The following is a 14047-nucleotide window of genomic DNA, read 5'->3' as shown; positions in this document are numbered from 1 at the left end:
GGAAAAAAAGCGTTGTTTTATTTAAATCCATTTAATTGATATAAGAAAGTTGATAATACTATATATCAACCCTTTTGATTAAAGATCATTTTTTCACGACATACCCAATTGATTTTCACAGTCTTTAACATTTTAAACAAAAGTTTCGTTAAACTTTTTTATCCTATTTAATTAAATAATAATTTTGAGTAAAAACGAAATAAAATGAAAACTGCTAAATTTATTAAACTCGGATTGGGCGTGATCTCTGTGGCTATTATAAGCTTTGTTTCTTTGAAAACATTCGCCCATAAACTAGCACCTTCTGCTGTTGTAAAAAGTGAGGTGTCCATTATTAAAAACACATCTCCTGATGAAAACACGTCTATTACAATTGATAGCAATACTTCAAACTCAGAATTTGAAGACATTCAAAAACTACTAAAAGAACAACAGATAACCGCATCCTTTACCCAAATAGAACGCAATGATACTGGTGAAATTACAGGTATAAAAATAGAACTGACCGATGCCAACGGAAATCAAGCGGTCAGTCAAATGTCTAGCAATGTTCCCATCCCCCAAATTGTATTCGGAAAAAAAGACGGCACTCTTTATATCACACGAAGCAGTAAAGAACAAGGTGCAATGGCATTTTTTAACCGTCCCAACATGGCGCCATTCAGTTTTAATACAGATTCTTTAGGACTGTCGGGAATGTCTCAATTTGGGAATTTCAATTTTGATGATTTTTTTAATGATGAAGATCATGCCTTCTTTTTGAATGGAAAAACCTTGAATCTGGACGAGTTAAGAGAACAGATGAAGAAACAAATGGCATCCAGCGGATTTTTGGGCAACAATCTTTCTTGGTTTTTTGACGGCCATGACAATGACGCTTTGCCTAACAAATTTATTTTCAAAGACGATCCAAACTTAAATAAGCTGATTGTAATTGACGGAGAAGAATCTGATTTTCAAACCTTGGATCACTTGTCCAAATCGAATAACTTAAAAACTGTTGATCATCTCCAACCAGATACAGCCGTTAGTATTTATGGCAAAAAAGCAAAAGACGGCGCAATTATTGCCACCACCAGGAACAACAAGTAATTTCAAATTCATGAAGAAGCAAACACACCCAAAGCGGTGTGTTTTTAGTTTAAAACAATAGCTATAAAAAAAAATTCATTAAAAACTACATTAATAGTTGTATAACTATAAAAATAGTTATATTTGAATTTCAAAAGTAATATTCTCGTTTTTGAAAATGAAAAATACAGTTTATGGAAAAGCTCACCAATAAAGAAGAAGAAATCATGCACATCATCTGGAAGCTTGAAAAAGCTTTCGTGAAAGATGTCATGGCAGAGATCACCGACGATCAACCACACTACAACACCTTATCCACTATCATTAGAAATTTGGAAGAGAAAGGTTACGTGAGTTATCAAGCCTACGGAAAGACGCATCAATACTTCCCTATTGTTAGTAAGGAAGCTTACAAAAAACGCTTTATGAGTACCGCCATCGAGAATTATTTCAATAATTCGTATAAGAATGTGGTGTCGTTTTTCGCAAAGGAAGAAAAAATAAGCATTGATGAACTCAAGGAAATCATCGCTTTAATTGAGACGAAAAATGCCGTAGGAAAAGATTCCAAAAAATCAGAAACACACTAATTATGGCCTATTTATTAAAATCGAGCGCATTGCTAGCTATTTTTTACTTGTGCTACATTTTATTTTTGCAGAGGGAAACTTTTTTTAATGCTAACCGATGGTTTTTAATCATGGGATTGGTCACTGCCATTTTATTTCCATTGATCGTGATTCCTATTTATGTGGAAATGCCAGCACCTACGTCTGGTGGCTTTAGCATGATTGCGACAACCATCCAAACTACCCCAGAACCATTCTTTGATATCAGCTCTTTAATAATTTGGTCTTATGCCCTTGGTGCGAGTTTCATTTTGGGTCGATTACTCATCCAATTCTTTTCATTAATGAAACTCATCACTAAAAATGACAAAGAGAAACTTGGAAGGTACACCTTTGTAAAGACCTCGCAGAATATCTCGCCTTTTTCATTTTTTAAATGGATTGTTTTTAATCCGAAGCTATTTAACGAGAAGGAACTGGAACTCATTCTACAGCATGAAAAAATCCACGCTTCTCAAAACCACAGCCTAGACACTGTTTTAATGGATCTTGCCACTGCTTTATTTTGGTTTAATCCCTTTATCTGGCTGTACAGAAAAGCACTCAAACAAAACTTAGAATTCATTGCGGACCATCACACCCAAAAACAATCTGAAAGCAATGAACGTTATCAAAAGCTATTGCTTAAAACCAGTTTGCCAGAACAGAAATTAATAGTCGTCAACACTTTTTATAATTCAACAATCCGTCTGAAAGTATTTGGAAAGCAAATCACGCTTTTCTCCGCTTTCGGACAAGTCAAAAAACGAATCATTATGCTACAAAAATCAAAATCAAACCTTATGAACACTTGGAAATACAGTATTATTCTGCCATTATTGGTCATTTTTGCCATGACTTTTAACACCGAAACTATCGCACAAACCTCAGCCAATGCGACAGAAACCGGGAAAGTAGATCAACAAAATATTTTAAAATTTGTGGTGACCAAAGACACCAAGGACCAACAACTCGATTTCATTAAAGAGAAGCTTGCAGATAAGGGTGCAAATATTTCTTTTAAAAATTTGACACGGAATTCAAAAAATGAAATTACCGGAATCAAGGTGGCTTATAATCATAAAAACACAAAGCTTGTTCATTCTAAAAAATTATCCGAGCCTATTAAGCCTATCGAAATTTCGATGAATCCGTCCACTGGAAGGATTGAAATGGGCGAGCAAGTGAGCACTTTGAGTCAAACCTTCGCAATTGAAATGGATGAAGACGGACAAGCAATAATTTCAGAGGCTACTACCAAGTCTAAAGAGAATTCCTTCCGGATTGCTGGAAATAAAATCAACAAAGACGCCACAAATAAGGATACGATTTTCATTGAAAACACAACTGAAAAGGTCAGCTATAAAAACACTATTGACGAAAACAATAAAGTCATAAATGTTAAAAAATCAAACAGTGAAACTGGTATTTTTAAAAACTCTGAGACCTCACCATTAGTCATTTTTGATGGAAAAGAAATTAACAACGACGAAATGGAAGACATTCATCCAAACTCTATTGCTCATATTGAGGTTTTAAAAGACAATTCTGCCACTAAAGTGTATGGAAAAAAAGGTGAGAACGGTGTGATTCTTATTACCTCCAAAAAAGATGGTTTTTCAAAAACTAAAAACGAAGAAATAATCATTATTATTGAAGATGAAAATCAAAAATCGAGCTCTACTTCTAATAATGGAATAAGACCATTATACATTTTAGATGGTAAAGAAATTTCCAAAGAAGAAATGGAAACTATAGATTCAAATAATATCGAAAGTGTGGATGTATTAAAAAATGAAGCTTCTACTAAAAAGTACGGAGAAAAAGGTAAAAACGGCGTTATCCTTATTACAACAAAAAAGCAATAACTACTATTCAAGACCATTAAGCAAGCCTAAATCAATAATTCGATTTGGGCTTAATCTATTACTTTCTTGTCTGTTACTCTACCACAATCTTTTTAATCAAAGATTTCCCTTGTGATTCCAAACGCATCAGATAAACACCTGTTGCTAATCCGAAATCTGAGTTAAGACTCAAAGAAACATCTTCAGTCGCACGATGCTGCATCACTTTACGACTATCGATGCTAAAGACCTCTATGTGCGTATCGCTCTTAATTCCTGAGATGTAAAGTCGGTCTCTAGTTGGAATGGGATGAACTCTAAGATGAAGCACCTTGTCATCTTTCAAACTCAATGCCTGATTCCAAACCTGTCCTACCCTATTGCCCCAAATATATTCCACCAATTCAGGCTGATCGATAAATGGGTTTCTATTAATTTGCCAAGTATAAATGATATTGTTTCGGTTCATTTCAAAATCGTCAGGCGGATCTTTTCGATGCCATTCCAATAAAGTTGCCAAATCTCCTAACTCGCCTTCTGTGCCTTCAGGAAATCCATTAACAATTTCAAGTCCGTTGTAACGTAATGCCAAATAAAAAACACCTCGTGCCACATCGCCTCTAAATTTACCCAAAGTCCCTTTTGGTCCAGTATACTGTCCGTAATGCAAATTACTTCTTCTGATGTTTTCGCGAGAATCTGCAGCGCGCAAGGCATGTGCATCACTGTTTCCATGCCGAAGGGAATCGGCATTGGTATTCCAGTAAATCTCCTTGCCATCGAAAATTTCATCCAAATCAATACTATAAAATCGGCCTCTACTTCGCGGATAGGTATGCTCTCGATTCCATTTACCAAGACTTTCACTCGTCGTCTGAAAATCTAATTTAGGGCGTCCAATTTCAGAATACACCAACCACACTTCATTACTGTGTTCAGGATTTTGATCGGCCTCTTTTAAAATATCAATAACATCAGCATAGGTTTGCGCCCTTACCACATCTTCCTCCGCTATGATATCTTGGATAGCTTGCTTTAAATTTGAATCCGCCAAACCATCCAAACTGTCGTAATAATCGGAAGGCTGCGTGCTTTTGACAATTCCAAACGTTGGATTGATAGGTGTGCCAAAAGTTGCCATAGTAAAATCATTATCCACAACTCTAATTTCCAAATGGTTATTCAGCAACAAAAATGTTGATGGAAACCCGGAAACAGTCACTTTCATAACCTCATCACCTTCGTCTTCATCGTCATCAATAATGGAGATCGTGGTAGTTACAGTATTCGACCCGCTCGGAATTGTCAGTACCGTATCACCTGTAAAATCAGATGAATTAAAACCATAGTTATCCAAACTTAAAGTAAATGTAACATCTGTAGTCACATTTTGTTCTGTAGTAAACGTGATATCAAAAATATCGCCTTCATTATATTGTGTTTCTTCAATACTTATCAGAATGCCATTAAGCACAATTCCAGAACCATCGTTTAATTGCCTTGGTGTAGGCGTTGTTGTGATGTAGGTGACAACACCGTCATCGTCCACAACACGCTGGATGGAGTTCGTATTGTTGTTTGGACCTTCATTGATCTGTTCGATATCCGGATCAAAGGCCCTAAAAATATCCAAAAGCCCAGTAGCATCAGGATCGTTGGTACCATATACCAGCACATCAACCAAATTGTCATCCACATAAGCCAAGGTGTGATCAGGGAAATCTTCATAATTTCCACGATAGAGCGCCACCGCATCAGGACCATTTTGAATTACGGAAATTGGTATTAAATATTGGGGTGTTGGAACCACAAACTTACTTCCAATAAGCAACAATCCGTTAATATCAGTTTCATAACCGGCCAAATCCAATGCCAAATAACTCGTATTGCCACCAGACATTGAACCGTTAAAAAACACCAGGACATAACCATCCAATGGAAAGTTTGGCGTTTCAGAGAGGAGTTCTACAAACTCCTTGTCGTCGATACTTGGCGTATCGCAATCCAATTCATAAATGACCACCTGCGCGTAGGTTATCGTTGAAAAGAACAGAAAAAGAAGAATTAAAGCTATGTGTTTCATTATGAGGTTTTTAATAAAGATACATAACAGACGCATATGAAAAACATTGCCACTCCATAAACAATGAATTTAACAATTTCTGAAATTCAAAAAAACTTGAACAAGAGGTCATCAGAAAGATGAAAACACGAAAATTGCAAGTTTTTGGGATAAATTCCCCCTGAGTTTTTGAAAATGACCGAAAAAACACTCTTCCAAACTAACAGTAAAGAATACAATCATACATTTATCATTACATAAACCAACAGGAACAAATATTACTTGTGTCCAAGTGAAATAGAAACCATTATTTTAATTACAAGTTTAAAGTCAAACACATTAATATCCAGTAAAACATTAGGAACATCATTTTCAAAACCTATATATTGAAAAGACAATTGCAATTCGAAACAAAATACTAACCTTTAAAACACTACTATTATGATCACACTTGCCAAAATTATAATCGTCATTATTTTTTCGATTAGCTAAATGTAAAAACTAAGAAAAACTCAGTCTAGAATGAGTTTTAACCTTAGTTTTAACGAAACAACTTTCATTTTAATAATTTTCAGGACTTAAATTTCTATCTTTGTTACAGATGCGTCATAAAAGCATCAACTTTACAAGCAGGGCACTATGAAAAGAAGTTTTTTTAAATTCTTGGCAAAAATCAATAAGACACTACTTCCAAGCTATTCAAAACGCCAACTTGATCTTTCAAAAGCTTCCAAACTACAAATGGCCATCATTGGTTGGCGCGTATTCGTAACAAAAAACGCAATAGATTAAAAGCACACCGACCATCCCTAAATTTCCACTGTATTTTCTGCTATCTTTGCAGAAAATAATTATAAATGTCATTTAAGGACTTACAACTCAATAAACCTATCTTAAAAGCAGTAGCCGAATCTGGTTACCAAACTCCCACCTTAGTACAGGAAAAGACCATCCCATTGGTTTTGGCCAAAAAAGATGTGATTGCCTCTGCTCAAACGGGCACGGGTAAAACTGCTGCATTTGCACTTCCAATTTTACAGCTTCTTTTTGACCATCAGGACGAAGCTAAAAAAGCAAAGAAAGTTAGAGCGCTAATCATTAGTCCAACACGAGAATTGGCCATACAAATTGCCCAAAACTTTAAGACTTACAGTGCCTATACCAATTTAAAAACAATGGTAATTTTTGGAGGAGCTTCCATTGATCCGCAAATTGACCTTCTTAAAAAAGGCGTTGACATTGTGATCGCCACTCCTGGACGGTTGCTCGATTTGCATAAACAAGATCAGATCAATTTGGATCATATCGAAATTTTAGTTTTAGATGAAGCCGATTTGATGCTGGATATGGGTTTCATAGATGAAGTTTCAAAAATTGAGCGTTTGTGCCCGGAAGAAAAGCAAACTCTGCTCTTTTCTGCTACCATGCCTTTCAAGGTAGAACAATTGGCTAACTCCATTTTAAAGTCGCCGGAACGTGTGGAAGTAACACCCACTTCATCTGTGGCAAAAAACGTGAGCCAAGTGCTATATTATGTACCAAAACAGGATAAAATAGAATTGTGCCTTCATCTATTGCGCAATACCATCAAAGGGAATATTCTTATTTTTAGACGCACCAAATTTGGGGTGGAAAAACTTGAGCAAACTCTATTAAAAAACGGATATAAAGTGGAGAGTTTTCATGGTGATAAAACCCAAAGTGATAGACAAGCTGCTTTAAGCAAATTCAAGCATGGCGAGGCCAATATTCTTATCGCCACAGACGTTGCGGCAAGAGGCATTGATATTAATGAGCTAGACGCCGTAGTTAATTTTGATATCCCAAACGTGCCTGAAACTTACGTACATCGTATTGGAAGAACGGGACGTGCAGAGCATTTTGGCAACTCGTATTCCTTATGTTCTGCGGATGAAAAAGGCTATATCAAAAGCATTCAGCAATTGATCAACATTCAAATTCCCGTTGAAGAAGATCATCCTTATCCTTTAGATCCTAAAGCGAAACCGATAATTCATACCTCTAAAAAAACAGGAAGTAAACATAAAAAAGGGCGCAAAGGACAAGGGTCAAAAAGCAATAAAAAACGTTGGTATTAAATAAAGTGTCAAGTTGGAAGCATGGAGATCCAAGTTTGAAACTATAACATTAAACGGTTAACATTTTGTTAGCCGTTTTTTTTATTAATAAATGTATCTTTAAAGTCTTGAACTTTAAAAAGCAACTCTTAAAGAAAAAAATCGAAAACAATGGTATGCAAACCGTAAGGTTAACAGCGTTTAAAAAAAACGTCATATTAAAGACAACATCCCCTATGAATTATAAATCATCACCGTTTTATTTGTTATTATTTTATGTGAGCCTAAGTTTCGCTCAAACCACCATAAAAGATGCACAAACCAATTACCCGGTGTCTTATGCTACGGTCTCCTTTAACAACGGAAATGGCTTATTTGCAAACGATGAAGGGCAATTTACCTTTACAAAAAAGCTTTATCCAGATATTGACTCGCTCTATATTTCTGCCTTAGGATTTAAAGACCTCAAGGTGGCAACAGCAAATTTACCTGAAACTCTACTGATGCATACAGAAGTAAATGCTTTGGATGAAGTATTTATTACCGCGAAAATAGATCGGAAATTTAAAGTCGAAGACATCAAACCTTATTTAGATGATGAATATCACCATTGTTGGTTGCCCACTATAGAATCTGAAATCGCCGTTTTTTTCAATAATCCGGACGAGTCATTAAAAAAAATCACCAAAGTCCACTTCCCTATTACCCTAGAGTCCAAAGATTGGGATAAACGAAAACGTTCCAATGCCGATAAAAAACCTTTTTCAACCTTGTTTAAGGTGAAATTTTACAACAATGAAAACGGTCTTCCAGGGAAAGAAATCATCCTTCGAACCATTGTTTTCCGAGCGACTGAGAAAGATGGCGACAAATTTACTTTGGACGTTTCCGATGAAGACATCTTCATTCCGAAATCGGGTGTATTCGTATCCTTACAAGTTCTTGGCTATACGGACGATAAAGGAAAACTATTGTCCAACAAAAAATACAAGGAAATCAAATCCAATTATGGCAGTATTATAAAAATTCCGACCAATTTTAGACCACTCCTACCTTTTACCGATAAAATTTCAGGGCATAAAACCTACATCAAACGCGTTTTTGTCAATGAAAATAATTGGACATTATTTGAGAGGGGCAATAATTTCCAATCGACTCTTCTCCAATCAGGATTAAACAATTACGGCATCGGACTCACTTTTAATGTATATAAAGACTGAAATTCATGATATATCCTTGGCATCTCTACTTAATGGCAGCAATCTATATTTTTGCCGGCACCATGCATTTTATCAGACCGAAAATGTATTTGCGCATCATGCCAAGATATTTACCCAATCCTAAACTCTTGGTTATCCTAAGCGGGATAGCTGAAATATTGTTAGGTATTGGCCTGTGTTTCCCGTCAACAAAAAACCTTGCCATATCAGGTATTATAGCAATGCTCGTTGTATTTCTAATCGTGCATTATTATATGTTAACAAGTAAAAAAGCAGGGGCTGGCATTCCGGTATGGATTTTACTATTGCGAATTCCTTTACAATTCGGATTAATGTATTGGGCTTTTTGGTATTTCCAACTCTAATGTCAACCAATAAAATATTATCTTAGATCACTTAATCGTATAAAATTGCCATGAACACTCCAAAATCTTTATTTTATTTAATCCTTTTTATTATGGCGGGCTGCGCACAACCTAAAGAAGAGAAAGCAATTGTTTACAGTTATGTGGAAGAGCCACACTCTTATGCCAAACCAAACAATGCGTTTATCAACCACTTAAATCTGGATATTACGGTGGATTTTGAAAACGAAATTATAAAGGGAAAAGCAACTTATGATATTGTAAACAATAACAGCACACAGATCATTTTAGATTCAAAACACTTGGATATTCAGTCTGTTATGGCCGATGGGAAAGAAACCGAATTTTCACTGGGAGCCAACGACAAAATAATGGGCCAGCCACTCACCATTACCATCGGAAAAAATACCAAGAAAATTGAAATCGTCTATAAAACCACAAAAGACACCGAAGCATTACAATGGCTAAAACCAGAACAAACGGCTAATAAAACCAAGCCTTTTCTATTCACACAAGGCCAAGCTATCTTAACGAGAACTTGGATCCCCATTCAGGATAGTCCGCAAATACGTATGACCTATGAGGCCAATGTGCAAGTGCCCAAAGGGTTGATGGCCGTAATGAGCGCAGAAAATCCTAAGGAAAAAAACGAAAATGGCTTATACCATTTCCAAATGAAACAAGCCATTCCTGCTTACCTAATTGCATTGGCAGTAGGCGATTTAAGTTATAAAGCGATTAGCGAGCGTACCGGTGTTTATGCTGAGAAATCGATGCTCAACAAAGCCTACGATGAGTTTTCTGACATGGAAAAAATGGTTTCGGCCGCAGAACACCTCTACGGTAAATATGTTTGGGAACAGTTTGACGTTATTGTTCTTCCCCCGAGTTTTCCTTTCGGTGGCATGGAAAATCCGAGATTGACTTTTGCCACGCCTACGGTCATTGCAGGCGACAAAAGCTTAACCTCATTGATTGCGCATGAGCTCGCTCATTCATGGTCTGGCAACCTGGTTACGAATACCACTTGGAATGATTTTTGGATCAACGAAGGCTTTACTGTGTATTTTGAAATGCGCATCATGGAAGCCGTTTACGGGAAAGAACGTGCCGATATGCTCGCACTGATCAGCGGACAGGATTTGGACGACGAGTTGGAGAACTTAAAAGATACTCCAAATGCCACTAAACTAAAACTCAATTTAAAAGGTAAAAATCCTGACGATGCCATGAACAGCATCGCCTATGATAAAGGCTACCTGTTTTTAAGAACTTTGGAAGAAACTGTGGGTCGTGACCAATTTGATGCTTTTCTAAAACAGTATTTTAAAGAACATGCCTTCTCAACAATGACCACAGAGAAGTTTGTGACTTACCTCAAGACGAATTTATTAGAAAAAAATAAGATTACTTTTAATACGGATGAATGGATCCATCAGCCAGGCGTTCCAAAAAATCAAGCCATCATAACTTCTGACAAGTTGAAAAATGTCGAAAATATCCTTCAAGATTTCATCGTAAACAATAATTTTGACAAAGAGGTTACTAAAGATTGGACACCTCAAGAATGGGTACATTTCATCAGAAACTTCCCTGCGACCATGACAGTGGAGCAAATGAAGAAACTGGACGATCTATTAAACCTCACCAATTCTTCAAACTCCTATATTCAAATGGTTTGGTATGAACAGGCTTTAAATCATGATTATCACGGAAAAAACGTGGATGCTAAAATTTCCGAATTCCTAAATTCCGTAGGACGTCGTTGGTATGTGGAAACAATTTTCAAAGCCTTCAAAAGAAATAATAGAATGGACGATGCTTTAAAAATTTACGAGAAATCACGACCAAAATATCATTCGGTTACTGTAAAAACTATTGATGAACTATTGGGATTTGAACCTGACGAAGAAGTGATCAAATAGGACATTAAAATAAAATGTTCTATTCCACCAAAAAATCAAAATAAGTATCTGGAAAGGGCTCCCATCTTAAGGTAAAATGCCACCATTCTTTCGGGTAATTCCTGAAATTATGTTTCAGCATTACATCTTGTAGAATTTGTCGGTTTTGCAGTTGGACTTCTGTCAGATCGGTATAATCCAACCAAGATTGTTCGCCAAAGAAATCATAGGGTCCGCCCATATCCAAAGGTTCTCCAGTATTAGCATCAAGGATGGTTAAATCTATAGTGCTACCTCTACTATGTCCGGATTTTGAAGCAATATAGCCGTCCCTGAATAAAAACTGTTTATCGACCTCAGGATAAAACTCAGGCTTCTGGATCGTATCTGACAAATCTTTTGACCATTGCACAAAATGATCCACCGCGCGCTGTGGCCGATAAGCATCATATACTTTTAAGCACAGATTTTGGTTTCGGAGATCTTCCTGTACTTTTTTCAAGGCTTTTGTGGCTTCAGTAGTAAAAATCAATTTGTTGGACTTATACCCTTCAATAGGCTTCCCTATAAAATTATTAGTAGTAAAATACCGTAACTCTACGTCCAAATCAGGAATATGATCTTTAACATATACAAACCCTTCAGGTAATTGCGCAACTGGCGATTTTACAAATGCAAAACTCAACAGAATCAGCACTAAAAGCAATCCTTTGTTTTTCCCCATAGTGATGCTAAGTTAAATAAAATAAACATTATGCGCTTATCCTCAGTTTAAAAAAGACAACGATGAGACTCAAATTCAGCGGTGATGTCGTTTCCAAAAATATAGGATTTGAAAAAGTGTCGAAATCTATTTGAAGATTAATGAAGCCAACTATTCATTCTGAATACAAACAGAAATGAAACGTTTGCTAAAATATAGAAAACAAAAAACCTCTCAAAAATGAGAGGTTTTTTCAAAGAGCCGATAGAGGGACTCGAACCCACGACCTGCTGATTACAAATCAGCTGCTCTAGCCAGCTGAGCTACATCGGCGTAAGAGACTGCAAATATAATCTTGAAAACCATATTTGCAAATCTTTTAAAATAAATTAATTTAAAGCATTGATTTTTTCAATCAACGCATGACCTTTTGTTTCCAATTCAGCATTGATAGCTTTGAAATGCGCTTTTTTGTTCTCCACTTTTTTCTCATTGACTTTTGCAATCAATTCATCAAAAGTGTTGATGGCTTCGTCAACAATAGCTTCAGTTTTCTTTGTGTCTTTGCCAGTGTGTGCATACTCCCATACATAAGCTGCTTCAATAATATCGCCTAAAACATAATTAATATCCTTTTTTAGGTCTCTAACATTTGCCATTTTTATATTTTTTAAAATTTTTACAAAAGTAAACAATTATAACAACCCATGTATCAGGGATTGTGTATATTTTAACTAAACGTAAACCTCCAATAATGTGGCGTCCTTGGAGATGATTTGGTAAGTACTAACTGCCGCTGGAAGCAAGATGGTCTCTCCTTTTTTAATAACTTCAGAATAGTTATCCGTCTTAATTTCAGCCTCTCCTTCCACGCATATATAAATAATGAAGGAATCGTAGGTGTTTTCCTTTTGAAGTGCTTGATCAACTTTTAAATAATTTGTTGTAAAATACTGACAAGTCACCATAGGATTGGAATGATTGGCGGTCTTGTTGTAAGTGACCCTGAAATTATCTTCCATATCAAATCCAATGGCATCTATGGCCAAATCTGTATGAAGCTCACGCTCATTACCGAAATCATCGGTTCGATCCCAATCATAAATACGATACGTAATATCACTGGTTTGTTGAATTTCTGCCAACAAAACCCCAGCGCCAATAGCGTGTACACGACCTACTTCAATAAAATAGGTATCTCCCGCTTTCACTTTGTCAAAATTGAGGATTTCGGTAAGTGATTTGTTATTGAGATGTTCGAGATAAAGCTCAGGCGTCATTTTCTGATTAAAATCCACAATCAAATTGGCATCTTGATCGGCTTGCATCACATACCACATTTCGGTTTTCCCGAAAGAATTGTGACGTTTTGCTGCCAATTCATCATTGGGATGCAATTGAATGGACAAATCTTCTTTGGCATCTATAAACTTGATCAATAACGGAAACTTATTTCCAAACTGTTTATAGTTCTTTTCTCCAATCAGATCACCCTTGTAAGTGCTCAACAAATGTTTTAAGGATTGGTTTTCCAAACTTCCATTTAAAACGATTGAAGTATCACCTTCCACATCACTGATTTCCCAACTCTCACCAACATTCGGTAATTGTGAATCTTTATGCAATAAGGTTTTTAATTTTTCACCTCCCCAAATTTTATCTTTCAGGATGGGTTGGAACTTTAAGGGATAGAGTGGGTTTTTCACAATGATTTATTTTTTATTAAAAACGAAAGGTTTCAAGATTTTAGGGTGAAACTTTATGATTTTCGATGAGTTATGTTCCTGAATAGGTTACAAAATTACGAGGAGTTTCGTATAAGGTAATGGTCAGATCAAGTGTAGACTTCAATCTTGGTTTTATTTTGTCGTAAATCACAACCGCAATATTTTCGGCGGTGGGATTTAAAGTTTTAAATTCTTCCACCTCAATATTCAAATTCTTATGGTCCAAATAATCTTCAATTTCTTCCTTTATGATGTCCTTCAACACTTTCAGGTCCATCACAAATCCGGTCTCATGATCAATACCACCAGTAACGCTTACGGTCAATTCATAATTATGCCCATGGTAATTGGGATTACTGCATTTACCAAAAACCTCAGCATTCTTCTCATCGCTCCAATCCTTTCTAAAAAGTCTATGTGCGGCATTAAAATGTGCTTTTCTGCTAACCGTAACAATCATGA

At 36.1% G+C, this 14047-nt stretch carries 13 protein-coding genes and 1 tRNA gene; 8 read left to right on the top strand and 6 right to left on the bottom strand.

Annotated elements, in window-relative coordinates:
• Positions 1-204: 204 nt before the first annotated feature.
• The 3 genes from ESZ48_RS07350 (at position 205) to ESZ48_RS07340 (ending at position 3547) form a co-directional block, all read left to right on the top strand.
• Complete coding sequence (locus ESZ48_RS07350; protein ID WP_129016686.1) at positions 205-1092, top strand: hypothetical protein; 888 nt, start codon at positions 205-207, stop codon at positions 1090-1092.
• Positions 1093-1265: 173 nt separating this feature from the next.
• Positions 1266-1661 (top strand): BlaI/MecI/CopY family transcriptional regulator, encoded by a 396-nt coding sequence (locus ESZ48_RS07345; RefSeq protein ID WP_129016685.1) that lies wholly within the window; start codon positions 1266-1268, stop codon positions 1659-1661.
• A gap of 110 nt (positions 1662-1771) precedes the next feature.
• Complete coding sequence (locus ESZ48_RS07340) at positions 1772-3547, top strand: M56 family metallopeptidase (protein ID WP_190246212.1); 1776 nt, start codon at positions 1772-1774, stop codon at positions 3545-3547.
• Positions 3548-3620: 73 nt separating this feature from the next.
• Here ESZ48_RS07340 and ESZ48_RS07335 read toward each other — a convergent pair whose 3' ends face one another.
• Positions 3621-5609 carry an endonuclease gene (locus ESZ48_RS07335; protein WP_129016683.1) on the bottom strand — a complete coding sequence of 663 codons (1989 nt, stop codon included), beginning with the start codon at positions 5607-5609 and terminating at the stop codon, positions 3621-3623.
• A 618-nt stretch (positions 5610-6227) separates the two neighbouring features.
• Here ESZ48_RS07335 and ESZ48_RS07330 point away from each other — a divergent pair.
• The 5 genes from ESZ48_RS07330 (at position 6228) to ESZ48_RS07310 (ending at position 11176) form a co-directional block, all read left to right on the top strand.
• A complete protein-coding gene (locus tag ESZ48_RS07330; protein WP_129016682.1) occupies positions 6228-6380 on the top strand; it encodes an SsrA-binding protein in 153 nt (50 codons plus the stop codon).
• Positions 6381-6445: 65 nt separating this feature from the next.
• Positions 6446-7687 carry a DEAD/DEAH box helicase gene (locus ESZ48_RS07325; protein ID WP_129016681.1) on the top strand — a complete coding sequence of 414 codons (1242 nt, stop codon included), beginning with the start codon at positions 6446-6448 and terminating at the stop codon, positions 7685-7687.
• A 215-nt stretch (positions 7688-7902) separates the two neighbouring features.
• Entirely contained in the window at positions 7903-8886 is a 984-nt protein-coding gene (locus tag ESZ48_RS07320; RefSeq protein WP_129016680.1) for a hypothetical protein, read from the top strand.
• A 5-nt stretch (positions 8887-8891) separates the two neighbouring features.
• Positions 8892-9251, top strand: a complete 360-nt coding sequence (locus tag ESZ48_RS07315) for a DoxX family protein (protein ID WP_129016679.1) — start codon at positions 8892-8894, stop codon at positions 9249-9251.
• 50 nt (positions 9252-9301) lie between these two features.
• Positions 9302-11176 carry a M1 family metallopeptidase gene (locus tag ESZ48_RS07310; protein WP_129016678.1) on the top strand — a complete coding sequence of 625 codons (1875 nt, stop codon included), beginning with the start codon at positions 9302-9304 and terminating at the stop codon, positions 11174-11176.
• 19 nt (positions 11177-11195) lie between these two features.
• On the opposite strand, the gene ESZ48_RS07305 is transcribed toward ESZ48_RS07310, so the two are convergent.
• From ESZ48_RS07305 to ESZ48_RS07285, 5 genes are all read right to left on the bottom strand, one after another.
• Positions 11196-11879 (bottom strand): M15 family metallopeptidase, encoded by a 684-nt coding sequence (locus tag ESZ48_RS07305; protein ID WP_129016677.1) that lies wholly within the window; start codon positions 11877-11879, stop codon positions 11196-11198.
• Positions 11880-12117: 238 nt separating this feature from the next.
• Positions 12118-12191 (bottom strand) — tRNA-Thr (locus ESZ48_RS07300).
• A gap of 56 nt (positions 12192-12247) precedes the next feature.
• Entirely contained in the window at positions 12248-12517 is a 270-nt protein-coding gene (locus tag ESZ48_RS07295) for a hypothetical protein (RefSeq protein WP_129016676.1), read from the bottom strand.
• Positions 12518-12592: 75 nt separating this feature from the next.
• Positions 12593-13564 carry a type I phosphomannose isomerase catalytic subunit gene (locus ESZ48_RS07290; protein WP_129016675.1) on the bottom strand — a complete coding sequence of 324 codons (972 nt, stop codon included), beginning with the start codon at positions 13562-13564 and terminating at the stop codon, positions 12593-12595.
• 70 nt (positions 13565-13634) lie between these two features.
• Positions 13635-14045: a 6-pyruvoyl trahydropterin synthase family protein gene (locus tag ESZ48_RS07285; protein ID WP_129016674.1), complete on the bottom strand. Its 411-nt coding sequence runs from the start codon at positions 14043-14045 to the stop codon at positions 13635-13637.
• Positions 14046-14047: the final 2 nt, after the last annotated feature.

This window comes from Gelidibacter gilvus, from assembly GCF_004115975.1.
In the GTDB taxonomy this organism is placed as follows: Bacteria; Bacteroidota; Bacteroidia; order Flavobacteriales; family Flavobacteriaceae; genus Gelidibacter; species Gelidibacter gilvus.
Note: the sequence above shows the minus strand (reverse complement) of the source record. Positions and strands in the feature narration are given on the sequence as shown.